22 protein-coding genes are annotated in these 24,416 nt (G+C 61.8%); 10 read left to right on the forward strand and 12 right to left on the reverse strand.

From position 1 onward, the window contains the following. A partial coding sequence (locus DK391_RS09655; protein ID WP_109477791.1) for an aldehyde dehydrogenase family protein occupies positions 1-1,394 on the reverse strand: 1,394 nt, incomplete at its 3' end. A gap of 104 nt (positions 1,395-1,498) precedes the next feature. On the opposite strand from DK391_RS09655, the gene DK391_RS09660 reads away from it, so the two are divergent. Beyond that, complete coding sequence (locus tag DK391_RS09660; RefSeq protein WP_109477792.1) at positions 1,499-2,422, forward strand: LysR family transcriptional regulator; 924 nt, start codon at positions 1,499-1,501, stop codon at positions 2,420-2,422. A gap of 114 nt (positions 2,423-2,536) precedes the next feature. On the opposite strand, the gene DK391_RS09665 is transcribed toward DK391_RS09660, so the two are convergent. The 6 genes from DK391_RS09665 to DK391_RS09690 all read right to left on the reverse strand — a co-directional run bounded on the left by DK391_RS09665 (position 2,537) and on the right by DK391_RS09690 (position 8,354). Beyond that, on the reverse strand, positions 2,537-3,319 hold the full coding sequence (locus tag DK391_RS09665; RefSeq protein ID WP_109477793.1) for an ABC transporter substrate-binding protein: 783 nt from the start codon (positions 3,317-3,319) through the stop codon (positions 2,537-2,539). A 225-nt stretch (positions 3,320-3,544) separates the two neighbouring features. After that, positions 3,545-3,970, reverse strand: a complete 426-nt coding sequence (locus tag DK391_RS09670; RefSeq protein ID WP_109477794.1) for a hypothetical protein — start codon at positions 3,968-3,970, stop codon at positions 3,545-3,547. Between the two features lie 238 nt (positions 3,971-4,208). Continuing rightward, positions 4,209-5,150, reverse strand: a complete 942-nt coding sequence (locus DK391_RS09675; protein ID WP_109477795.1) for a 3-hydroxyacyl-CoA dehydrogenase NAD-binding domain-containing protein — start codon at positions 5,148-5,150, stop codon at positions 4,209-4,211. 3 nt (positions 5,151-5,153) lie between these two features. Beyond that, entirely contained in the window at positions 5,154-6,074 is a 921-nt protein-coding gene (locus DK391_RS09680) for a 3-keto-5-aminohexanoate cleavage protein (protein ID WP_109477796.1), read from the reverse strand. Positions 6,075-6,115: 41 nt separating this feature from the next. Beyond that, complete coding sequence (locus DK391_RS09685; protein ID WP_239482777.1) at positions 6,116-7,399, reverse strand: MFS transporter; 1,284 nt, start codon at positions 7,397-7,399, stop codon at positions 6,116-6,118. A gap of 250 nt (positions 7,400-7,649) precedes the next feature. Continuing rightward, entirely contained in the window at positions 7,650-8,354 is a 705-nt protein-coding gene (locus DK391_RS09690) for a Crp/Fnr family transcriptional regulator (protein WP_109477798.1), read from the reverse strand. A gap of 113 nt (positions 8,355-8,467) precedes the next feature. Between DK391_RS09690 and DK391_RS09695 the strand changes: the two genes are divergently transcribed. From DK391_RS09695 to DK391_RS09705, 3 genes are all read left to right on the forward strand, one after another. After that, the gene (locus DK391_RS09695; RefSeq protein ID WP_109477799.1) at positions 8,468-8,881 is read left to right on the forward strand and encodes a thioesterase family protein; all 414 of its coding nucleotides are present in this window, start codon (positions 8,468-8,470) and stop codon (positions 8,879-8,881) included. A 35-nt stretch (positions 8,882-8,916) separates the two neighbouring features. Continuing rightward, the gene (locus DK391_RS09700; protein ID WP_109477800.1) at positions 8,917-9,690 is read left to right on the forward strand and encodes an SDR family oxidoreductase; all 774 of its coding nucleotides are present in this window, start codon (positions 8,917-8,919) and stop codon (positions 9,688-9,690) included. A gap of 140 nt (positions 9,691-9,830) precedes the next feature. Then, on the forward strand, positions 9,831-10,775 hold the full coding sequence (locus DK391_RS09705) for a dienelactone hydrolase (protein ID WP_239482778.1): 945 nt from the start codon (positions 9,831-9,833) through the stop codon (positions 10,773-10,775). 18 nt (positions 10,776-10,793) lie between these two features. On the opposite strand, the gene DK391_RS09710 is transcribed toward DK391_RS09705, so the two are convergent. Beyond that, positions 10,794-11,618, reverse strand: coding sequence for a helix-turn-helix transcriptional regulator (locus DK391_RS09710; protein WP_162600764.1), 825 nt, complete (start codon positions 11,616-11,618; stop codon positions 10,794-10,796). A 252-nt stretch (positions 11,619-11,870) separates the two neighbouring features. Here DK391_RS09710 and DK391_RS09715 point away from each other — a divergent pair, with 252 nt between their 5' ends. The 5 genes from DK391_RS09715 to DK391_RS09735 are packed head-to-tail and all read left to right on the forward strand — an operon-like array spanning position 11,871 to position 19,638. Then, complete coding sequence (locus tag DK391_RS09715) at positions 11,871-14,042, forward strand: TonB-dependent siderophore receptor (protein ID WP_162600765.1); 2,172 nt, start codon at positions 11,871-11,873, stop codon at positions 14,040-14,042. 19 nt (positions 14,043-14,061) lie between these two features. Then, positions 14,062-14,997, forward strand: coding sequence for an iron-siderophore ABC transporter substrate-binding protein (locus DK391_RS09720; protein ID WP_109477804.1), 936 nt, complete (start codon positions 14,062-14,064; stop codon positions 14,995-14,997). Positions 14,998-15,005: 8 nt separating this feature from the next. Continuing rightward, a complete protein-coding gene (gene fhuB, locus DK391_RS09725; RefSeq protein ID WP_109477896.1) occupies positions 15,006-17,024 on the forward strand; it encodes a Fe(3+)-hydroxamate ABC transporter permease FhuB in 2,019 nt (672 codons plus the stop codon). Positions 17,025-17,045: 21 nt separating this feature from the next. Then, on the forward strand, positions 17,046-18,746 hold the full coding sequence (locus DK391_RS09730; protein ID WP_109477805.1) for a cyclic peptide export ABC transporter: 1,701 nt from the start codon (positions 17,046-17,048) through the stop codon (positions 18,744-18,746). A 55-nt stretch (positions 18,747-18,801) separates the two neighbouring features. After that, entirely contained in the window at positions 18,802-19,638 is an 837-nt protein-coding gene (locus DK391_RS09735; protein WP_109477897.1) for an ATP-binding cassette domain-containing protein, read from the forward strand. Between the two features lie 79 nt (positions 19,639-19,717). On the opposite strand, the gene DK391_RS09740 is transcribed toward DK391_RS09735, so the two are convergent. Then, positions 19,718-20,602: a LysR family transcriptional regulator gene (locus DK391_RS09740; RefSeq protein WP_109477806.1), complete on the reverse strand. Its 885-nt coding sequence runs from the start codon at positions 20,600-20,602 to the stop codon at positions 19,718-19,720. Between the two features lie 129 nt (positions 20,603-20,731). Here DK391_RS09740 and argC point away from each other — a divergent pair, with 129 nt between their 5' ends. Then, positions 20,732-21,661, forward strand: coding sequence for an N-acetyl-gamma-glutamyl-phosphate reductase (gene argC / locus DK391_RS09745; RefSeq protein ID WP_109477807.1), 930 nt, complete (start codon positions 20,732-20,734; stop codon positions 21,659-21,661). A gap of 39 nt (positions 21,662-21,700) precedes the next feature. Here the strand turns inward: argC and DK391_RS09750 are convergent, their stop codons facing one another. Genes DK391_RS09750 through DK391_RS09760 form a run of 3 tightly spaced genes read right to left on the reverse strand, consistent with a single transcriptional unit; the run spans position 21,701 to position 24,415 of the window. Beyond that, positions 21,701-22,633 (reverse strand): FAD-binding protein, encoded by a 933-nt coding sequence (locus DK391_RS09750; RefSeq protein WP_109477808.1) that lies wholly within the window; start codon positions 22,631-22,633, stop codon positions 21,701-21,703. 14 nt (positions 22,634-22,647) lie between these two features. After that, entirely contained in the window at positions 22,648-23,397 is a 750-nt protein-coding gene (locus tag DK391_RS09755; RefSeq protein ID WP_109477809.1) for an electron transfer flavoprotein subunit beta/FixA family protein, read from the reverse strand. Positions 23,398-23,455: 58 nt separating this feature from the next. Then, positions 23,456-24,415, reverse strand: a complete 960-nt coding sequence (locus DK391_RS09760; RefSeq protein ID WP_109477810.1) for an ABC transporter permease — start codon at positions 24,413-24,415, stop codon at positions 23,456-23,458. Position 24,416 lies beyond the last annotated feature (1 nt).

Here is a 24,416-nt window from a genome sequence, read left to right on the forward strand (position 1 = left end):
GACGTGTATAAGAGACAACCATAGCTCGACGCCTTGCGGCCACCGAATGGCACGTGATAATCCGTGCCCGCTGTCGGCAGATTGACCATCACGCAGCCGGCTTTCGCGTTGCGGCGGAAATGCGTGGCGTGACGCAGCGACTGCGTGACGATGCCGGCAGTGAGGCCGAACTGCGTGTCGTTCGCGACGGACAATGCCTCGTCGTAGTCGCGCACAGGAATCACACAGGCGATCGGCCCGAAGATTTCGTCGCGATTGATCTGCATGTCGTTGCGACCATCGTCGAACAGCGCGGGCGACATGCAGAAAGCGCGCTCAGGATGCGCCAGCGCTTCGCCGCCGCATACGAGCCTCGCACCTTCCTTTTGACCTAGCGCGACATAGCGCAAGTTCGCTTCCAGCTGACGTGCATCGACGACCGGACCCATCTGCACGCCGTCCTCGAGCGCACGCCCGACGCGCACACTGCGCAACCGTTGCGCGAGCCGTTCGACGAACGCGGCATGAATGCCTGGCGTGACGAGCAGGCGCGACGATGCCGTGCATTTTTGCCCGGTGCCGGAGTAAGCCCCGGTGAATGCGCAATCGACGGCGAGATCGAGATCGGCGTCGTCCAGCACGACGAGCGCATTCTTGCTGCCCATCTCCATCTGCAGCTTGATCAGTTGCGGCGCGGCGACGGCGGCGAGACGGCGGCCCGTTTCAAGCGAGCCGGTAAACGAAATGCCGTCCACACCATCCGACGTCGCGAGCGCATGGCCGATTGCCGCGCCTGGCCCCATCAACAGATTGAACGTCCCCGGCGGCAATGCCGCCTGGCGACTGATGATTTCGGTCAGCGCCCACGCGCTGGCGGGCGTCAGGTTAGCCGGCTTGAACAGCACGGCATTGCCGAAAGCGAGCGCGGGCGCGATCTTCCAGCTCGCGGTGGCGATCGGGAAATTCCACGGTGTGACGATGCCAACCACGCCCAGCGGCTCCCGCTGGATATCGATCTCGATGCCTGCGCGCACCGAGTCGGCCTTACCGCCAAGTTGCCGGAGCACTTCGGCAGCGAAGTAATGGAAGAACTGCCCTGCTCGTGCCACTTCGCCGACACCTTCGCCGAGCGTTTTGCCTTCCTCCCGCGCCAGCAGCCGTCCCAGTTCATCACGACGGGCGATCAGTTCGTCGCCGATCGCGCGCAGCACGTCATGGCGCTGCTCGAGGCCGGTCGCGGCCCAGAGCGGTTGAGCGCGGCGCGCAGCCGCAATGGCCTCGCGAACCTGAGACGGCGTCGCCTGTGCGTAGAGGCCGATGACGTCGTCCGTATCCGATGGGTTGCGGTTCTCGACCAAGGTCTCGCCAGACTGCCAGCGACCATCGATCCAGTTCAAAAAATTCTGCGAATTCATCTTCGATCCCGATGCGATTGACAACAGGACCGATTCTAAAAATCGGCATAAAATAACCAAAGCCAATTTTTTTGATAATTTTATTTAACCTGCTTATATCCGCCATGGACCGCCTTCCAGACGTGAAGATCGCGCAGTTGCGCCATTTCGTGGCCGTCATCGAACACGGCGGCTTCAAGGCGGCGGCGAAGGCGGTGTATCGCAGCCAGCCAGCGTTGTCGCTGTCTATCAAGGAACTGGAGAGCGTGCTGGGCACGGCGCTGTTCGAGAAAGGCAGCCATGCTGCGCCGACGCCATTCGGGCTGATGTTCTACGGCGAAGCTCGCAAGCTCGTCGAACACTACGAACGCGCGATTGCATCTGCGATCGACGTCGCGAAGATGCGCGGCGGGCGGGTGCGCGTCGCTGCAGTGCCTTCTATCGCGCATGATTTGCTGCCGCACGCGATCAGCCGCTTCACGCAACGCCACCCTGGTATCGACCTGGAAGTGGAAGACGGAACCGCGACATACATCCACGAGCGCGTTCGCTCGGGTGCGATCGACTTCGGTATCGCCGGGTCGCCTGGCGACGACAGGGAACTCAGCTTTACGCCGTTGCTTGCCGATGTGATGTGTGTCGTCGTCAACACCGGCCATGCGCTGTTCAAGCGACGCCGCGTGGACTGGAAGGACCTGTCGGGCTATCGGCTGATCGGCAATGGCACGATGCGGACCTTGCCGGAGCCAGTCCGTCGAGCGATGTCCGGACAGGAGGGCATTTTCATTGCCAACACCACGACCTTGCTGTCAGCCGTGGAGGGTGGCGTAGGGCTGACGGTGCTGCCCTATCTGGCGCAACAACGCCACCGTGACGCGCTGCGCTTCATACCGCTCGAAGCGCCGCGGGTCGAACGCGAAGTGGGTTTTATCGAACTGATGGGTCGCTCTCTCAGTCCAGCTGCGAATGCGTTGCGTGAGAGCTTTGTGGAGAATTTGCACGTCTCGGCGTTGCCGTCATATGTGCGGCGGCTTGTGTCGCTTTCTTAGCCGGGTGCTGAGATCACTGTCTGCTTGTTGCCCTGACAGTCGCTTCAAGCGGCAGAGGCGGGTGTCGTTTAGCGTTGTGCGACGGCTGCCCGGTATCGCCCCCCTGTAACCGGCCTATTTCGGCGGCGCCCAATCATCAATACCATTGTTGACGAAGATTGCCTTGACCGTGCCGTCCGCTTCGAGCTTCGCCAGCGACCGGTTTATTTTTTCAAGCAGCGCACTATTTCCCTTTCGTACCGCAATGCCGATCCGAGGCTTGGGTGACTGCGACTGGTACGAACTCGCAATCCGCAATGCTGCAAGTCGGCCGTGTCTGGACGCATATATCGTGTCAGGGCAGGACGTGACGGCGGCCTTGATCTGGCCTGAAGCCACCGCCGACCACGCGTCTTCCAGCGTGTCATAGATCCTGATTTCGGAGAAACCGCCAGTCCGTTGCAGGAGCGCTAGTTGAATGCTTCCCTTCTGCGCGCCCACCGGAAAATTTTTGAGGTCTGCCAGACTTCGATAGGCCGTCGTGTCGTTCGCCAGCACGACGACAACTTCTGTTGGCGCGTTATAAACCGGGTTGCTGAAATCGACCTGCTCTGCGCGTGCAGGCGTGATCGCCATGTTCGTGGCGATCATATCGATCTTGCCGCCGGCCAGCGCGGGGATCAGGTCGCCGAATATCATGACCTGATACTGGACTGGCAGGCCTGCATCTTTGGCGATGGCGTTCGTCAGGTCGACGAAGACTCCAGAGAGCGCATTCGAGTTCTTGTCATGGAAAACCCAGGGCTGCACGTCCTGACCTGCTACCTTGAGCGGTTGCTGCATCAAGGAAGGCGCTGAGCAACCTGTCGCGCCCAGCGAGACAGCCGTCGCGATCACCAATTTGCTGAACCAGTTCATGACGCCCCCTCGTGAAATGAGCGGTGGCTGTCGGCGCTCTTGAATGCCGTGAGTCTGCAAGGACCGACGAACCCATCGGAGTATGTATCAGCTAACCGTTTAGTGAGGGCCACAATATCGGCAGAAATAGCCGCGCAGCTGACATTTGCCTTTATCGCTTGTTCTAGCGTACGGGACCATGCTGATATGCTCGGGGGTCTCGCCTGTATCCGCCGAAGCGCACTGTCACTGCCAGTCGCAGCTGCCTGTGCCAGTCACAGCACCTGACTTCAATCCAAACGCGGTTTTCTTGCCGCTTTTCCTGTTGATATAAATCATCGATGCGAGCATCGTTCCCTGGCTCACCATCTGATATTCGCCCGTGACCTGCTTGCCGTAGACTTCGACCCAGGTAGCGGTGACTTCTTCGGGTGCGTTCTTGTCCAGTACTTCAGACGTTGATTCGGCCAGTATCAACGGGATGGCCTGGCGGGAATTCTGATACTTGACGAACCCCCACGACAACTGGCTCGACGAATCAGAATAGATCTGCATTTCGAAATTTGTCGGCTTCGCTCCACCTGAACCAAAGCAAAACGTGTCATGACTTATTTCCGCATGGGCGATTAGAGGAGCGAAAAGTAAAGCGGCCGTAAAGCGTGGTGCCTTCATATGTTTTATGGAATCAGGGTTCTTGCAGTATCAAAGATTCATCGATTGAGTGTTGCGTAGCATGGAACCTTATCTTGATCTTTGGGTGCGGTGGATACCACCTGTTTCCGTCACGGTGGCGTCCCTGCGAATCGAAAACGGGCTCCTTTGCACGATTACGCCGCCAGACGAACGTAAGTGAAGTCGAACTGCCGAAGAATACATCGTCGTATCTGCATCCACCTCTCCTCATATCCCGCTACGGAATCTGAGAAAGACTTCGCTTCGCCTCCAGTAACTGAATCAACAGTTCAACGCGCTGACGAAGCATTTCTGGAAAATCGTATGACCGAAGCTCCGCGTCGACGCCACTCGCAATCGACTCGATGTAGTCATCTGTTTCCGGATACGTACCCAGGTCTCTCGCCCACTCGCGCTGGGCTGGCCCAAGGTGCTGCAGCACATGCGTAATGCCGCCAGATCCCCCCGAAGCGTGCAGGTTCAGAAACGGACCGAGCAGCGCCCAGCGCAGGCCTGGACCGTAGGAAATCGCCGCATCGATATCCTCCACGGAAGCAACTCCGCGCTGTACCAGACTAATGGCTTCGCGCCATATCGCTACTTGCAGACGATTGGCGATATGACCTTTGACTTCCTTGCCGACCCTGATGACCTTCTTCCCCGTTGACGCATAGAACGCCATGGTCTTCGCGACGTAGTCGGGCGACGTGAGTGCGCCCCCACCGACCTCGACCAACGGCATGAGATGAGACGGGTTGAATGGATGCCCGAGGACGATCCGCTCCGGATGCTTCGCCCCCGCCTGAATCTCGCTGATTGCCAGCCCGGACGACGACGACGCGATAATCGCGTCCGGCCTCGCCGCCGATTCGATACCCGCGATCAGAGCACGTTTGACATCCAGACGTTCAGGGCCGCTTTCCTGAATGAAATCGGAATTCTGTACCGCCATGCCGACATCGGACGTGAATGTCAGCTTGTCTCGCGAAGCGCCGTTCGCCAGCCCAAGACGCTCGCCCACTGGCCAGCTATCGGCGATCCAGTTTCTCAGGCGCGACTCGGCCTCGTGGCCGGGATCCGTCGCGGTGACGGTGAAACCATGCGCCAGAAAGTGTGTCGCCCAACCGGCGCCGATAACACCCGTGCCGACGACAGCAATGTGGTCGCCTCGCGTTGTCATAGCCTAAGCCTCCAGGCAGTCGGCGTCGCGCGTGACGCGCAACGGCCGCAGTCCAATGATCTCGCGCGCCTCATCCGGCGTGGCCGGCTCGTAACCCATCTCACGCACGAGGCGAACGAGCCGCTCGACAAGCTGCACATTGGTCGCCAGTTCACCGTGCCTGTAGTACAGATTGTCTTCGAGACCGACGCGCACATGCCCTCCCAGCAGCAGTGAGTTCATCGCGGCCGGCAGTTGCGCCGCGCCGATGGCGCTGACGTTGAAGACGGTCTGGCTGGGCAGATGATCGACCATCGTCTGCAGCAGACGGGGCGTATAGGGTAACGCACCCTGGAACGCATTGGCACCGATCACGATATTGATAAAGTGCGGTGCATCGTCGAGTCCTTCATTGATGGCGCGCTGCACATCCTGGACGATGTCGGCGAGGCCGAACACTTCCCATTCGGGCTTGATGCCGCGTTCTTTCATCATGGTGGCGATCTGCCGGATTCGCGACGGCGGTGTCGCCACCAGGATCTCCTTGCCGCCAAAACTTGCGATCACGGTTTGTGCATCCAGCGTGCACATCTCGACGCCGTCACCTTGCATGCCCTTCAGACGTTCTTCCCACTGGATTTCCCAGAGGCCGTTGTCGAGTTCGCGAACCATATCGCCATTGATGCCGCCGCCCGTGGAGTTGTTCAGGATGATGTCGCACCTGTCGCGAATCAGCCGGTTGATATGGCTATAGATCGCCGGATTGCAAGTGGCTTCGTCGTCGGGTCGGCGGGCATGCACTGCAACGACACTGGCGCCCGCGTTGTAGCAGCGGTAGGTGTCCTCGGCGATCTCCTGTGGCTGTGTCGGGAGATTGGGGTTCATTTTCTTGCTGGCCATGCCGCCGGTCGGGGCAACGGTCACGATGACTTTGGGTTTGCTCATGGTGAACCACTCCGGAGTTGAAACTGATTGAAAGAAGAGGATTAACTGTGGCGACGCGCCTGGTGCGCGTCCGCGCCATCGGCGGGGCCCACCCGGACCGCGCTCTTCGGCAGCCCCAGCAGGATCGTCAGCCCGCCGCCGACGACAACCGCGGTCAAGGCCAGCAGACCCATCTGGATGCTGCCCGTCGCGCTCTTGATCCAGCCGATCAGCGTCGGGCTGACAAAGCCGCCTAGGATGCCCAGCGAACTGACGACGGCAATGCCGGCTGCGGCAGCGTCCCGGCCCAGATAGGTCGGAGGAATCGACCAGAACAGCGAGCCGCCTCCGAAAATGAAGACCGCGGCCACGCACAGTAGGACCATCACGGGCACGACGGCGGTGCCGACGAACGAAGCCGAGGCAAGGACGATCGCACCGAGGGCCAGCGTTCCCCCTACATGCCAGCGCCGCTCCTTGAAGCGATCCGAACTGCGGCTAATGACGAGAACACCGAGCGCGCCGAACACATAGGGCACGGCCGTGTACCAGCCGATCGTGGCGATCGGCGCGATACCCAGCCCTTTGATCATCGTCGGCAACCAGAACGTCAGCGTGTAGACGGCGCAAGCGCAGCAAAAGTAGACGAACGCCAGCACATAGATCTTCGGGTCGGTCAGCGCCGCTGTGAGATGGCCATGACGTCGAGCCGTGGTCTTGCCGCTCTGATCCGCATCCAGCACCGAGTGCACCAGTCCCTTCTCCGCGTCATTCAGCCATGTAGCGCGGGCCGGGCGATCCGGAAGCATGCAATACAGCAGAACCCCCAGCAGGACCGTCGGCAGGCCCTCGACGAGGAATAGCCATTGCCAGCCATGCATGCCGCCAAGGCCTTCCAGGCGGCTCATGATCGTTCCCGACAACGGGCCACCGAGGACACCCGTGATCGGCATGCCGAACAGGAACAGACCGGTCACACGACCGCGGCGCTGGCTCGGATACCAGTAGGTCAGATAGAGAATGATGCCTGGGAAGAAGCCCGCTTCGAACACGCCGAGCATCAGTCTGATTGCATAGAATTGCCACGGCGCCGTGACGAACGCGGTGGCCGCGGAAGTGAGGCCCCAAAGCACCATGATTCGCAGGAACGTGAGTCGCGCGCCGATCCTTTCCAACAGCAGATTGCTCGGCACCTCGAATAGCAGATACGTCAGAAAGAAAACACCTGCGCCGAGGCCATATACCGCGTCGGAAAACGCGAGGTCCTGCTTCATCTGCAACTGCGCATAGCCGATGTTGATCCGGTCGAGGAATGCGCAGATGTAGGCGATCAGAATCAGCGGCATCACGCGCCAGCTGATTTTTCGAAAGACGGCGTCTTCTGCTGTGTGATCCGACGGACGCTCGACAAGTGCGCCTACGGGGGGCAGTGATTGGGCGCGATGCATTGCGTGTCTCCTGGTCATGTATGACACGCATTATTTCGGGCGACCGCCGCCGCAACTGTCGATCGCGCGACAGTTGGGGGCAGCGTAAACACCGAGTCGTCAGGCGCCCCGGACCGGATGCTTCAGTGGCTGAACAAGGAATACGTTGCTATCTGGCCAAGGCGTCGAGCCCTGGCACATCCAGCACGACGATGCCGCCGTATTCGGTGCGCACGAGGCCAGCATGCTTGAAGCGGGTCATTGCCTTGTTGCACGTTTGACGCGACACGCCGGCCAGGTTGGCGAGTTCCTCCTGGGATAACGGCAGGTACTCTGCACCGCTCGGATTGGACAGCGGGTGCACCATACCCACCAGTGCTCTGGCAACAAGGTTGTCGGTATCGAGCAGTCCGTGTGCGACAGCCGCGCCCATGAACCAGTGCAGACGTTCGTTGACCTGCAGCAGCAGAAATTCGTTGAACGAGGGCTCGCGCTCGCGAAGCCAATGGAAGGTTGCGCGTGGAAGCTGCGCAACGCGGCTGTCGCGCAATGCGATGAGATCCGACTCGCGCGGGGCGTTGCGGATCAACGTGCCCTCGCCGAACCAGCTTCCGACCGACTGCCCGCCTAACGTGACGGTATGTCCGTCGCGTGCGGTGATCGACCATTTGATCACGCCTTCGAGCACGCCAAACCACGCGTGTTGTCGTTCACCGTGATGCCCGAGCACTTGACCCGCTGCGACGGAACGCTCCGACAGGTCAGCGCGCACGCGTGACTGCGTGGTTTCATCCAGCTTGACGAACCACGGCGACCTGGCGAGCAGTTCATCGAGCGTAAGCGACACCGTCGCCGTGCGCTTTTGCCGCGTCATTCCCGTCCCTCCGGGCGACGCGCCCGGTCGCCGATGCGAAATGTCGCTGCATCGACAGTGTCGTGCGGGCAATACACGCACAATGGCTGAACTGGAAGCAGGAGCATATATCCGTGAGTAAAGAAACCGTTTATCGAATCGATGTGCAATTCGGCGATTGCGACCCGGCTGGAATCGTCTTTTTCCCGAACTTTTCGCGCTGGATGGACGCCGCCTCGCACGATTATTTTATACAGTGCGGGCTGCCGCCATGGCGGGAGATGCAAGCGCTACCCAACTGCATCGGCGCGCCGCTGCTGGAATTCCACACGCGCTTTCACACCTCGGCGACTTACGGCGAAAATCTGGCGGTACATACGCGTGTCGAGGAATGGCGCGGCAAGGTGTTTATCCAGAGCCATCGCATCGTGCGCGACGATACGCTGATCTGCGAGGGTCACGCGACACGCGCCTTGTGTATCAGGCAGGACGATGGACGTCTCAAGGCCGTCGGCGTTCCTGACTTCATCCGTGCCGCCTGCGAGTGAGCGGCGAGCATGAACCGGACGGAAAGGAGAGTTTGATGACCTTATCGACAGGCCTGCGCGTGCTGGTGACGGCCGGCGCGGGTGGTATCGGACGCGCCATCACGGAAGCATTCGTCGCGGCAGGTGCGAGCGTGTATGTCTGCGACATCGACGCGGCAGCGCTCGAACAGATGCGGGCGACTTTGCCCGGCGTGGTGACGTCGGTATGTGATATCGCCGATCGCGCGGCGGCGACGACAATGGTCGCGGACGCCGCCTCTGCGCTCGGTGGCCTGGACGTCCTGATCAACAATGCCGGCATTGCTGGCCCGACCGCGAGTGTCGAAGAGATGGATCCGGACGCCTGGGATGCCGTGCTTCGACTGAACCTCACCGGCACGTTCACTGTCACGCAACAGGCAATCCCCTTGCTCAAGCAATCTCGCCCGGGCGTAATTCTCATCATGTCGTCGCTCGCCGGCCGTTTTGGTTATCCGAATCGCAGTCCGTACGCGACGACCAAGTGGGGCCTCATCGGATTCACCAAGACTTTGTCGCGTGAGTTAGGCGAGTTTGGCATACGCGTCAACGCGATCTTGCCAGGCGCGGTGGAAGGCCCGCGCGTTCAGCAGGTATTGGCGGGCCGCGCATCGGCCAGCGGCCGTTCCATTGCGCAGGAAGAGGCTGCGGCCCTTGCCAATCAGTCCATCAGGCATTTCGTGGATCCGGCGGATATTGCGGCGCTCGCTGTCTTCCTTGCATCGGATGCCGGACGTTCCATCTCCGGGCAAATGATCCCTATCGATGGCGATTCGCAAAGTGCATCCTGATGTCTGGGAAAACGTTCATGGCACTCGCAAATTGCGCGCAAACGCCTCATCCTGCCTGTGAGCTGTGATTCAACGTTCGGAAAGCGCCAACCAGGGAGACCATCGTGCGATTGATGACTGGGATCATCATCCTTTGTGCCTTGCTTGCCGCGCCCGCTATCGCCGCCGATGTCGGCTTCGAGGAGGTGAAGATAGCGAATGGAACGGAGCGGCTAACGGCCGGAATCTGGTATCCAACCGATGCATCTGCGACGCCGCACGCGCTGGGCAATTTCACCCAGACGGTGGCACTGGACGCGCCGATCGCTGGCCATCGGCTGCCGCTGGTGGTGATGTCGCATGGCGGCGGAGGCTGGTACGGCGGCCATTACGACACGGCGCTTGCCCTGGCTCACGCGGGTTTCGTGGTAGCGGCGGTCAGTCACGCCGGCGACACCTTCGATGACCAGAGCGGAGTTCTGCAACCGTGGCGCCGTCCCGCACAGCTACACCAACTGGTGGACTACATGCTCGATGCGTGGCGCGGGCACGAACAACTGGATGCCGCCCGCGTCGGCGCGTACGGTTTCTCCAACGGTGGCTTCACCGCGCTCGTGGCAGCGGGCGGAATTCCAGACCTTTCGAAGATCGCGCCGTATTGCGAGGCCCATCCGGAGCATGATCTGTGCGAGGCGTTGAAACATGCCGGCGTTGATCCGCATATTGGCGCTGATATTCCCGCCAGCGCCTGGGTCCACGAGCCGCGCATCAAGGCGGCAGTGATTGCCGCGCCAGCGTTCGGATTCAGCTTCGGCCGCGCGGGGCTAGCCGATGTGCACGCATCGATCCAGTTGTGGCGAGCAGCCGACGATCGCCATCAGCCGAATCCGTACTATGAAGAAGCGGTGCGCGCCGACCTGCCTCATCCGCCCGATTATCACGTGGTCGCAAACGCAGGTCACTACGACTTCCTGCCACCTTGCGATGCGCGTCTATCGCGACAGAGGCCGGAGATCTGCAACAGCCTGCCGGGCTTCGACCGCGCGGCGTTCCATGAACACTTCAATGTCGATGTGGTGCAGTTCTTCGAGGCAACACTCCGATAGATAAACCGCTCGTACCGCTCATTGCGCCTGCTGCACCTCACCCGCATCCTGAACGCCGCCGCGATTGCGCAAGAAGCGCTGCGGCGTCTCGCCCATCGCGCGCCGAAACATCGTGATGAAAGCACTGGAATTGCGATAGCCCAACTCGGTTGCGATCGTCGAGACGGGCATGCCTCGCGCAAGGCGCGCGATCGATTCCACCAGCCGCAACCGTTGGCGCCACTGCCCGAAGGTGAGGCCGGTTTCCTCCTTGAAGGCGCGCTCCAATGTGCTCTCGCTCGCGCCCACGCGCGTGCCCCAGTCGTTGAGCGGCGTGTTGTCGGCGGGCTCGTCCATCAACTGGCCGCAGATCTGCTGGAGCCGGCGATCTTTCGGCAGCGGCAGCAGTCCTTCGGACGCCAGTTGCGCCTCGCGCATCTCCTGAAGTAGCAGCGGGTCGATCAACTTCGAGCGGCGCTCGGGATGCCCGTTCTGCTGATCCAGCACGAGCGCGGCGACCAGTTCATTGAGCAGCGTCGAAATCATCAGGACATGGCAATTCGGCTCATCGCGCGGCGCAATATCGCCCTCGAAATAGACCGTGTACATCACCGCCGGGCTGACCGCCTGCAACTCGTGCGCGACGAGCGGCGCGATCCACAGACCGCGGTACGGACCGAGCGTCCACGCGCCGTCCGGCGTGATGACGCGCAGCACGCCGCGCGTCGTGTAGACGAACTGCGGCTGGGTGTGCGAGTGCCAGCTTTCAATGTCGCCAGCGGCGAAATCGTACCGTTTGGCGATGACAGGACGCTTGAGATAGCGCCGCTCGCTTCCAGTAAAGCGTTGCCAGATCTCGGTCATTTTGTGAACTATTCGATGAAATATCGCAAAACCGCTAAATTTCGATGGTTTCGCGTAGCTAATTGACAGGACGTCGGCGAAACCTGGCACGTATTCTATCGTCCGCATGCCGCACTATGCATATAAATCGTAATGATTCTTATTTAATATGGCGGCGAATCTCAAATCTTGAATAAGGCAGACGGGATGAATCGGGGATGGGGCGGGAAGTCAGCGGACGGTGTGAATAACCAGATGGGAAGCACAAAGCGCATGAAAGTGCGCACGATCACGGCGATCGTAGCGTTGGCGATTGCAAAGATCGCGAGTGCGCAAACGGCGGCGGCGCCTGTGGCAGCATCGGACGCGTCGACGCAAACTGCGCAATCAGGCCAGCAACTGCCCGCTGTGTCGGTTCAGGGCGCGCGCGACAAAGAGCCGGGCACGGGTCCGGTGGTCGGTTATGTGGCGAAGCGCAGCGAAGCCGGCACCAAGTCCGACACGCCGATCATCAAGGTGCCGCAGGCGATCTCGGTCGTCACACGCGACCAGATGGACGTGCAGAACGCGCAGAGCGTGGCACAGGCGCTGCGCTACACGTCGGGCATCAACCCCGAGCAGCGCGGCACCAATACCGATTCGCTCGAATACCTCTACGCGCGGGGCTTCCTCGTCGACGAGTACTGGAACGGTCTGCGCACGCCCGGCCCGAACGGCGGCTTTGGCTACAACGTCACGAGCTTCGATCCATATATGTTCGAGCGCATCGAACTGCTGCACGGCCCGGCCTCGGTGCTGTACGGCCAAGGCTCGCCGGGCGGCACGATCAATCTCGTGAGCAAGATGCCCACCGACACGCCCTACCATGAAGTGGGCTTCCAGACGGGCAGCTATGGCCGCCTGCAAGGCTTCTTCGACATGAGCGGTCCGATCGACAAGGACGGCAAGGTCCTTTATCGCCTGACCGCCGACGGCTTTAACACCGGCACACAGACCGATTATGTGAACCAGCAGCGTTTCTCGATCGCGCCGACCATCCAGTTCCGTCCGTCGAAAGACACGACGTTCACGATCTTCGCGAACTATCAGTCGGACCCGGAAGCGGGCATCTACAACTCGGTGCCTTATACCTGGAAGAGCCGCAGCGAATATCCGGGCGAGCCGACATGGGACAGCTTCCGCAAGACCCAGGAGTCGATCGGCTACCAGCTGGAGCACCGCTTCACCGACGTATGGTCGTTCAAGCAGAGCTATCGCTTCATGCGCTACACGCAGACGATCCAGTACGTGGGCAATGACGGCTTCACGTCGGGCACGGACACGCTCGCGCGCACCGCGTATCTGAACTTCGGCAGCGTGAATTCGCATACCGTCGATAACCAGGTGAACGCGAAGTTCAACACGGGGCCGGTGAAGCACAACGTCACGGTCGGCCTCGATTATCAGAACATGCAGTTCGACCATTACTTCTACGGCAATCTGACTTCGACACCTGGGCTCGAGGAAAGCAACCCGATCTACGGCCAGACGATCCCGTATCCGAACTTCATGTTCGCGACGTCGAACGCCACTTCGATCAAGCAGCTCGGTGTGTACGCGCAGGATCAGATCGATATCGACAAATGGTCGTTCCTGTTCGGCGTGCGCGAGGACTGGGCCAACGAAGATCAGACTTCATACAAGACGGGTGCCACCACCACGCAGTTCAATCGTGCGTTCACGTGGCGCGCAGGCGGCGTGTACCAGTTCGACAGCGGTATCGCGCCGTACGTGAGCTACTCGCGTTCGTTCCAGCCGCAGATCGGCACTTCGTATGGCGGCGAAGCGTTCGCGCCGATGACGTCCGAGCAGTACGAAGTGGGCGTGAAGCTGCAGCCGAAGGGTTACAACAGCTTTGTCACGGTGTCGGCGTTCCACATCACCGAGAACAACGTCGCAACCACCGATCCACTGCACAGCGGGTTCAGCGTGCTCACGGGCCAGGTGCGCTCGCAGGGCTTCGAGGTGGAGGGTCATGCAAGCCTGACCAACAACCTGCAGCTGATTGCGAGCTACACCTACACGAACCTGCTCAACACCAAGAGCAATTCGTCGAACCTCGACAAGGTGCCGGTGGGCATTCCGCGCAACACGGCTTCGCTGTGGGCCGACTACACGGTCCCGGCCGGTCCGCTTGCGGGTCTGCTGTTCGGCGGCGGCGTGCGTTATATCGGCGGTTCGTATGGCGATACAGCGAACACCTTCATGACCTCATCGGCGACGCTCGTCGATCTCTCGCTGCGCTATGACCTCGGCCGACGCTTCACGAGCATGCAAGGCTGGACCACCTGGCTGAATGTGTCGAACCTGCTCGATCGCAAGTACTTCGCATCGTGTACGGGCGCGAACTACTGCTACTGGGGACAAGGTCGCCTGTTGATGGCGGGAGCGAAATACCAGTGGTAGTGCTTTCGGGTGCAGTGCAATGAATCGCCGTGCGATGCTCGCCGCGCTGCTGGGCGGCGCTTTTCTGTCCTTCGGCGTGCGCGCGCGGGCGGCCGCGCCGCGCCGCGTGATCGTGCTCGACTGGGGACTCGCGGAGCTGACTCTTGCGCTCGGCGTGTTGCCCGTCGGCATGGCGAACACACCCGGCTTCCGGCGTAACTTCACCGCGTGTTCAGTGCCGGCTTCCGTGGTCGATCTCGGCCTGATGTTCCAGCCCAATATGGAACTGATGCTCTCGCTCAAGCCCGATCTGATCGTCATCACGCCCGCGCATGCGTCGATGCGCGGCGCGCTCGAACGTATCGCGCCCACCGTCACATTGGGCATGTTCCGCGCGAGTCCCACGCCTTATACGGCCGCCTGCGAAGAGACGATGCGCCTCGCACGACTCTTCGGGCGCGAGACGCAAGGCGAGGCTGCCGTGATGCAGTCGCAGCGCGCAATCGACGCGGCGCGCGCAAGACTCGACGCGCTGCCTGCGGCGTCACGAGCGCGCGCCGCACCCGTCTACCTGACACGCTTTATCGACGAATCGCATCTGCGTGTGTTCGGCACGCACAGCCTGTTCGGCGAACTACTCGCGCGACTCGGCTTGCGCAATGCGTGGGGCCGTGCGAACGGTGCTGCGGCCTCGGCGATGATCGGCTTCGATGCGCTCGACGCCGATCCGCGCGCGACGCTCGTGTACGTCAAGCCATTGCCCGCCATGACAGCGACGATGATGCAGACAAGCCGCGTCTGGCAGGCCATGCCCTTCGCGGGCGCCGGTCGCATGACCGGCATGGCCGAGGTGCCGCCCGAAGGCGGCATCCTGAGCGCGGCGTATTTCGCGCACGCGCTCGTCGATGCGCTCGCCGCGCTGCCGGCGACATCGCCCGTGGCTTCGCCTGAACAGCGCGTCGCGGAGGCAACATGAAGAATGTCATGAGCCCACCCTTCGTGCCGATACTCCGCACGCCGCTCGTGTCTGTCTGCGCGCTATTCGTGCTCGCGGCGCTGCTGTTCGCGCTGCGCCTCGACGCGCGGCTCGCGCCCGCGTTCTGGTGGCAGGCACTCGTCGCGCCCTCTTCCTCCGACGTAACTCAATTGCTGGTGCACTATGGTGACTTTCCGCGCGTGGCCGTCACGCTGCTGTGTGGCGCCGCGCTCGGACTCGCGGGCGTCACGACCCAGCAGGTGTTACGCAATCCGCTCGCGGAACCGGTGACACTCGGCATCTTCTCGGGTGCGTGGCTGGCGCTGGCGCTCGCTACCGTCTATGCGCCATTCCTGCTCGCCGGTGGCCGCGACGCCGTCGCGCTTGCGGGCGGCGCGGCGGCACTGGCCGCCGTGTTCGCGCTGGCGGCGCGGCGCGGGATGTCGCCGCTCGCGCTGATCCTCGCGGGCATGATCGTCATTCTGTGTGGCGGCGCCTTCTGCCTCGCGCTGGCGATCTCGCATTACGACCTGCTGAGTGGTCTGCTGGTCTGGGGCGGTGGAGCGTTCGCTCAGCACGACTGGCACGTAGCGCTTGCGCTCGCGGCGCGCTTCATACCGTGCGCGCTGCTTTTGCTGCTGTGTCTGCGGCCGATGACGGTGTTCGATCTCGGCGATACGGTGGCGTCGAGCCTCGGCGTATCGCTGCACGCCACGCGTGGCATCGTGCTCCTGCTCACGTTGCTGATCGCCGCGTTCGTGGTGAGCGCGGTGGGCGTGATCGGCTTCGTCGGGCTCGCGGCACCCGCCGTTGCGCGGCTTGCGGGCGCGCGACGCCTGCGTGAACGCGTGATCTGGTCGCCGCTGATTGGTGCCGCGCTGTTGTGGCTTGCCGATCAGCTTGCGCAGTTGTGCGCAACACGCTTCGGCATGGCAATTCCAACCGGCGCAATCACGACGTTGATCGGCGCGCCGCTCCTGCTGGTGATGCTGCGCCGTCTGCGAGGGCGTCCCGATCTCGCGCACGCGTCTGCCCAGCCTGGCGCGCCGATCTCGCCACGCAACCTGTGTCTCGTTGCGCTCGCAAGCGCGTTGATGCTGGCAATGGTGATCGTGCTGTCGCTTACGCTCGGGCGTGGCCTTGCGGGCTGGCATCTGAGCGATGCACGTGAGACCGCCGCGCTGCTGTTCCTGCGCGCGCCGCACGTGGTGGCTGCGGCGGGCGTGGGCGTGTTGCTCGCGCTCTCTGGCGGCATGACGCAACGCATGACTGGCAATCCAATGGCGAGCCCTGATTTGCTCGGCATCCCGGCGGGCGGCGCGCTCGGTTTAACGGGTGCACTCTTCCTCACCTCGGCCCCGGGGCTGCCGACCTTTCTCGTCTGGTGCGCGGCCGGCTCGATGCTCACGCTGTGCGCGCTGGTGCTGATCGCGCGTGCGTCGTCGTTCTCGCCCGACACGCTGATTCTCGCGGGCATGACGCTGAGCGCGGCGTTCCAAGCGGTCTCCGTAATCGCGATTTCGAGCGGCGATCCGCGCGTCATCATCCTCTACAACCTGCTGGCGGGCTCGACCTACAACGTCGGACCCTGGATGGCCGCGCTCGTTGCCGGCTGTGCGCTGCTCGCGCTCGCGGCCGTGCCGCTGTGCCGCCGCTGGCTGGAGATTCTGCCGCTCGGCGATGCGGTCTCGATGGGGCTCGGCGTACGTATCGCCGGGGCGCGGTTCTGTCTGCTGATGCTGAGCGCGTGGTTGAGCGCCGTCGCGACACTCGTGATCGGGCCGCTATCGTTTATCGGGCTGATGGCGCCGCATATGGCGCGCATGCTCGGCATTCGCCGCGACATGCCCTTGCTGTTCATCTCCGCCACGTTCGGCGCGACGCTGATGATCGGCTCGGACTGGCTCGGCCGCTGGGTGCTGTTTCCGCAGGAAATGCCGGCTGGCGTGATGGCCACGCTGCTCGGCGGCCTTTATCTGATTCTCACGATGTTCCGAAGGCCGGCGCAAGACCGGCCCGGTTTCTGATGCACCGTCCCTGGGAGATACATGTCTTTGCTCTTGAAGCTCGCGCGCAATTCACGCTGGACCTTGATCGTCGCGCTCATCACCAGCCTCGTCAGCGGCTTTGGCAACGCCGGTCTCGTCGCACTCATCAACCAGGCGCTGTCGGCAACCACGGCGCAACTCGCGCGCCTCGGCTGGCAGTTCGTCGCGCTTGGTGTGATCGTGCTCGCGACGCGTACGCTCTCGCAGACGCTTTTCATGGACCTCGGTCAGCGCGCCAAAGCAAGCTTGCGCATGCAGACGATCCGCCGTATCGGCGACGCCTCGTTTCGCCATCTGGAGCAACAGGGCGCAGCGCGCTCGCTCGCCGTGCTCACGCAGGATCTGGACGCCATCGTGATGCTGTTCGTGCGCATGCCTGCGCTCGCGATGCAAAGTGCCGTCATTATCGGCTGCCTCGCGTATCTGAGCGTGTTGTCGTGGCAGATCCTGCTGGTGGCGATCCTCACTATCGGTATCGGTGCGGCAGGCTTTCGGGTCGCTAATGGCCGCGCGCTCTTTCATCTGCGCGCATCGCGCCGCCGCGAGGACGATCTGGTGCGCCACTTTCGCGCACTCTTCGACGGCGCCAAGGAACTGAAGCTGCATCGCTTGCGCCGCGCCGCCTTTATCGACGATACGCTTGCCACCAACGTGGAAGCCGTGCGCGTGCAGCGCACGCGCGGCTACGTGCTCTACGCGGCGGCGGCGAGCTGGGGCAGCTTCATCCTGTTCGCGTTCATCGGCATTACGCTGTTCGTGGTCGCGCGACTCTTTCCAGTGAACACACACGTGATGTCGGGTTACGCGATGGTGTTCCTCTACATGATCATGCCGATCGAGTCGCTGCTTTCGGCGATTCCGAGCGTCAGCACTGCACGCGTTGCGCTGGAGCGCATCGAACAGGTGAACGCCGAGTTGCCGCCTGAGATTCCACATGACTCGAGCGGCCCCGATACGCAGGTAAGCAACGCATTCGACAGCATCGTGCTAGACGGTGTCACGCATCGTTATTTCCGCGAGAAAGAGAACGAGGTGTTCACGCTCGGGCCGATCAACCTCGCTTTCAGGCCCGGCGAACTCGTCTATCTGATCGGCGGCAACGGCAGCGGCAAGACCACGCTCGCGAAGATGATCGCGGGTCTTTATCCGCCCGAAAGCGGGCGCATCCTGCTCAACGGCGCGAGCATGGGCGAGGCCGGGCGTGACGCCTATCGCCAGTTATTTTCGGTGGTGTTCAGCGACTTCTTTCTGTTCGACAACCTGCTCGGAATGCGTGTGGATGGAATCGACCAGACAGCACAGGCGCTGCTCGTGCATCTGCAACTCGATCACAAGGTCAGCATCGAGGACGGGGTCTTTTCCACGCTCGAACTCTCGCAAGGCCAACGGAAGCGGCTCGCGTTGCTGGTCGCGTATCTGGAGGACCGGCCGGTCTACGTGTTCGACGAGTGGGCCGCAGATCAGGACCCGCTCTTTAAAGACGTGTTCTATCGCAAGCTGCTGCCCGAACTGAAGGCGAAGGGCAAGACCGTGCTGGTCATCACGCACGACGACCGCTATTTCCATCTCGCGGACCGCTATATCAAGCTCGAATACGGTCAGATCGTGGAGACGGGCGCAGGTGCGGATGCCGGCGCGCGATATATCGATGCAAGCGTTGAGAGTAGTACGGCGCACACGCCCTTTGCCGCTCAGAAATAAGGTCTGCGATCGTGCTGATGAATCTGTTTTGCTGTCGAGGTTTTTACCGATGAGTATGCCTACAAAGCTGTCGTTCGACCTGGCGCTCCAGGAAGCGCCACTAACTGCCCCGCCAGCGCACGCGCTTTTCACACTCGACAAAGTCTCATTCGATGCCGGTGGCCGCACGCTGCTCAAACCCGTGTCGCTGACGCTGGCGAAGCAACGCGTGTATGGCCTGATCGGTCACAACGGTTCCGGCAAATCGACGCTTGTGAAGCTGCTCGCGCGCCAGCAGCAGCCCACTGGAGGCGCGATCGAATTTCGAGGCCGGCCGCTCGCGCAATGGGAAACCCGGGCGTTCGCGCGCGAGGTCGCGTACCTGCCGCAGCAGGTGCCCGCTGCCGACGGCATGACGGCCCGCGCACTGGTAGCGCTTGGGCGCTATCCATGGCATGGCGCGCTCGGCCGTTTCTCGCGCACCGACGCGCAGAAAGTGCACGAATCCATGGAACAGACCGACGTGCTACGTTTTGCCGATCGCGCGGTCGATAGCCTCTCGGGCGGTGAGCGTCAGCGCGTGTGGCTTGCGATGCTGGTCGCGCAAGATAGCGATTGCCTGCTGCTCGATGAGCCGATTTCCGCGCTCGACATCGCACATCAGATCGAGGTGCTCACGCTCGTGAGACGTTTGTGTGAGGAGCGTGGCATCGGGGTCGTAGTGGTGCTGCACGACATCAACATGGCGGCCCGCTTCTGCGACGAACTCATCGCGCTCAAGGGCGGCAGCCTGCTCGCGCATGGGCCGACCGCCGAGATGATGCGCGCCGAGACGCTCAGCAGGATCTATAGCATCCCGATGGGGACCGTCGCGCATCCGGATGGCGGGTTGCCTATCAGCTTCGCGCGTTAAGGGTGAATGCCGCAACGGGAGAGCCGGTTATCCACCGGCGCGTGTGAGCTTGAGCAGGATCTGCAGACAATCCGGCCGCTCACTTCAGCCGAAGATCCCACAACACGTCGAGTACGTGCTGCGTCGAGCGCTCGGTGTACCCCGCACGATGCGCGATCCCGAGCCGCCGCCACAACGCCGGACGCAGCGGTCGCATGGCGATGCGTTCGTCGGACAGCGGCGTCGTCGCCTCATGAGGCAGTAGCGACGCGCCGTAACCTGCCGCTACCAGACTCTTGATTGCATCGTTGTAATTGAGCTGAATGCGTGGCTCAGGGTGATGTCCGCCAGCCGCGAACCAGTCCGTCGTCAGCCGCGAAAGATGAGTGGTCGCGGCATTGAGGATGAGGGGCTGCTCTGCGAGCCATTCGGGCGTGACGCGGCTCGGGCACCGCCAATGCGACGGCACGAAAGCCATCACCGGGTCGCGTCGCCACGGCTTAATCGTCAGTCCGGCCACTGGCGGCTGAGGTAGCGCGACCAGCCCGATGTCCAACCTTCCGTCCGCCAATCGGGACAGCGCTTCGTTCGAAGTGAACACTGCAAGCTGAATGTCGATAGCCGGATGATGCTGGCTCAGCACCTCCAGTGCTTGCGGCAACAGGTACGCAATCACACCCGTTGACGCACCGACCCGCACGCGCCCTTCAAGGCCCTGCACCTGCCGCTGGATATCGTGCAACGTCTGCTCTGCGTCGGCGAGCAGGCGACGGGCGCGATCCACCAGCACCTCGCCAATCGCCGACGGCCTGACCTCACCGCGCTTGCGCGACAGGAGCGGCGCACCAATCCGCTCTTCGAGTTCAGCGATGTGAAGGCTGACCGTTGGCGGCGCCAGATTCAATGCGCGCGCCGCGTCGGCAAACGAGCCACGATCGGCTATGGCTACCAGCGTACGCAAGCGGTCCAGGCTTATCTCTCGCATGTCAGCACCCAGATTCAGAAAAACTGAACATCAGCGTTGTGAAATTCAACTTTCCCTATTCTAGCGCTGCATGGAACATAGCGACTCGTTCTACCCGCTACCACTCACCATCACGGGAGTATTTCCTGTATGCATTCCCCTGTTGTTTTCATCGACGGCGATCAGGGCACGACCGGGTTGCAGATCCACGAACGGCTGCGGAATCGGACCGACCTCGAACTGCTTACGCTCGCTGCCGACGAGCGTAAGGATCTGCGGCGTCGTGCAGAAGCCATCAACGCCTGCGACTTCGCGATCCTCTGTTTGCCTGATGCGGCTGCACGCGAGGCAGTGGACGCCATCGTCAATCCTGCCGTCCGGGTGATCGACGCAAGTTCGGCCCACCGCACGCAGCCCGACTGGACATACGGCTTTCCGGAGATGTCACCGGAACAGGCCAGGCGCATTGCGAACGCAAACCGTGTGACAAATCCCGGTTGCTATCCGACAGGTGCAATCGGCTTGCTGCGCCCCCTGTTGCAGGCGGGACTGATACCTGACAGCTACCCGATCAGCATTCACGCGGTGTCCGGCTATTCAGGGCGTGGGCGTGCGGGACTGGAAGAACATGAGGGGCAAGACGCGACTCGCGCGCCGGCTTACCAGGTATATGGTCTGGCACTCGCACACAAGCACCCGCCCGAGATCCAGCAGCACGCCGGTCTTGCGCAGCGTCCCATCTTCGTGCCGGCTTATGGCGCATTCCGCCAGGGCATCGTGCTGACGATACCGCTGTCACTTCAGCTACTTGCACCGGGCGTAGATGGCGAAACGCTGCACGCATGCCTCGCACGCCACTATGCCGAGGCTCATCACGTACACGTCATGCCTCTGCACGAGTCGCGCAACCTGAAGCATCTGGATCCGCAGGTGTTGAACGGTACGAACGACATGCGCCTGAGCGTCTTTCCTAACGTCGAACATGGACATGTTTTACTATCTGCGGTTTTCGACAACCTTGGTAAAGGCGCGTCAGGTGCTGCCGTTCAGAACCTTGACCTCATGCTCGCACGGCGATAGTAGCCGCGCAGCTTGCACCCAGACATTTCCGCTTTTGCGCTACAGCGCGCTCAACAGTTCAGGTACTGCTGCGAACAGGTCAGCTTCGAGTGCATAGTCCGCCACGCTGAAAATAGGTGCTTCCGGATCTTTGTTGATCGCGACGATCACCTTCGAGTCCTTCATGCCCGCAAGGTGCTGGATCGCGCCGGAGATGCCCACCGCGATATAAAGCTGCGGCGCGACGATCTTGCCTGTCTGTCCGACCTGATAGTCGTTCGGCACGTAGCCCGCGTCCACGGCTGCGCGTGACGCGCCGAGCGCCGCTTGCAGCTTGTCTGCCAGTGGTTCGAGCACCTTCGTGTAGTTCTCTCCGCTGCCCAAACCCCGGCCACCCGACACGATGATGTTCGCCGACGTCAATTCCGGGCGATCGAGCTTCGTCACTTCGCGGCCGACGAACTGCGAGATCCCAGTGTCCGCGGCTGCTTCGATCTTCTCGAGCGAAGCGTTCCCACCTTCGGCTGCGGCAGGATCGAAACCCGTCGCGCGAACCGTGATGACCTTGATCACATCTTGCGATTGAACCGTCGCAATTGCGTTGCCGGCGTAGATCGGACGCTCGAAAGTATCGGCGCTGACAACCGCGGTGATGTCGCTGATCTGCGCGACATCGAGTTTCGCGGCGATGCGCGGCGCGATGTTCTTGCCATATGCCGTAGCCGGCGCAAGAACGTGCGAATAATCGTTCGCGATGTTCATCACGGTAGCTTCGATATTTTCCGCGAGACCTTCAGCCAGTTGTGGCGCGTCCGCGAGCAGTACCTTTGCAACGCCGGCTACCTTCGCAGCCGCATCGGCAACACCGTGCACATTGTGACCGGCAACCAGTACATGTACATCGCCACCGAGCTTTTGTGCAGCAACGACCGTGTTCAGCGTCGCTGCTTTTAGCGCCGCATTATCGTGTTCAGCAATCACCAGAATAGCCATACCTTGAGTCCTCTTTACAGCGCCTTGGCTTCAGTCTTGAGTTTCTCGACCAACGTTTTAACGTCGGCTACTTTCACGCCGGCCGAGCGCTTTGGTGGCTCGCTGACCTTCAGCGTCTTCAGGCGCGGTGTGACATCGACACCCAGATCGCCAGGCTTCACCGTTTCCAGCGGCTTTTTCTTCGCCTTCATGATGTTCGGCAACGTCACATAGCGCGGCTCATTGAGGCGCAGATCGGTCGTGACGACTGCAGGCAACGTAAGCGACAAGGTCTCCGCGCCGCCATCGATCTCCCGCGACACCGCCGCTTTCCCGTCAGCCACTATGACTTTTGAAGCAAACGTCGCTTGCGGCAAACCGGCAAGCGCAGCGAGCATTTGTCCCGTCTGATTCGAATCGTCATCGATGGCCTGTTTGCCGAGCAGAACCAGCGACGGTTGCTCCCTATCCACCAGTGCCTTCAAAAGCTTCGCGACCGCCAACGGCTGAAGATCCTCATCGGACTCGACCAGCACCGCACGGTCCGCGCCAAGCGCCAGCGCCGTGCGCAACGTCTCTTGACACTGCGCCACACCGCAAGACACCGCGACGACCTCGCTCACCACGCCCGCTTCCTTCAACCGCACGGCTTCTTCGACCGCGATTTCATCGAACGGATTCATCGACATTTTCACGTTCGCCACATCCACTCCCGTGCCATCCGACTTCACACGGACCTTCACGTTGTAGTCGACCACCCGCTTCACCGCTACAAGAACTTTCATCCAGATTGACTCCCTCGTCCTCAATTGCCCAATTCAATCATCAAGGCTTGCCGCGCGTTCATTTGATTACCAGCACCTTCGCCCGGTCGAACGCCACCGTCACGGCAACGATCAGGATCAGGCCGAACACGATCTGCTGCGCGAACACGCTGATCCCCACGAACGTCATGCCGACTCGCGCGACGGAGACCAGCAAAGCGCCGATCAGCGTGCGGCCAACGCCGCCCGCGCCACCCGTCAGTGCCGTGCCGCCCACGATCACAGCCGCAATGGCGGGCAGCAGAAACTGATCGGCAAGCGTCGGCGAACCGCTGCCCAGCCGTCCTGCCATCACGACGCCAGCGAGGCCCGCGAAGAACGACGACGTTGCGAACATCAGGCAGCGCGTCACGGACACACGCACACCCGATGCAATCGCCGCCGGTTCGCCCGCGCCGATTGCATCGACGCGCCGGCCCACCACGGTCGAGCGATGCAGAAACAGACAGAAGAGAAACGTCGCCAGTCCGAGCAGGATTTCGTGCGGAATGCCGAACGACGAACCCGTCGTCCAGCCAAGCGACGCATTGCGCAATTCATCGCTGATACCGATCGAGCGCGTGCCCGACAAGGTCAGCGCAGCCGCCGATGCAATCCCACCCACGGCCAGCGTCGCGATGAAGGACGGAATGCGCAGCACCGTCTGGATCAACCCGCTCAACAAGCCAATGCACGCGGACACCGCCAGCGCGATCACTGCCGCGAATGCGCCGTAGCGCGGCAGCAGCATCGCGACGATCACGCTCGACAGCGACGCCACCGATTGCAACGACAGATCGATGCTTCCCAGCAACACAACGAATGTCGTGCCCGCCGCCATGATGAACAGCGTCGAGCTGTCGGCCAGCAGACCGAGTTGCGTCGATGGCGCAAGAAAACCCGGTTGTGCGATTTCGATCAACAGATACAGCGCGGCGAGCGCGATCACAGGTGCGTTGTCGGTAAGACGACGCCGTGCGGTTTCATTCAGTTTTGCCATG

The sequence above is a fragment of the Paraburkholderia sp. C35 genome, from assembly GCF_003121405.1.
Taxonomy (GTDB): Bacteria; Pseudomonadota; Gammaproteobacteria; order Burkholderiales; family Burkholderiaceae; genus Paraburkholderia.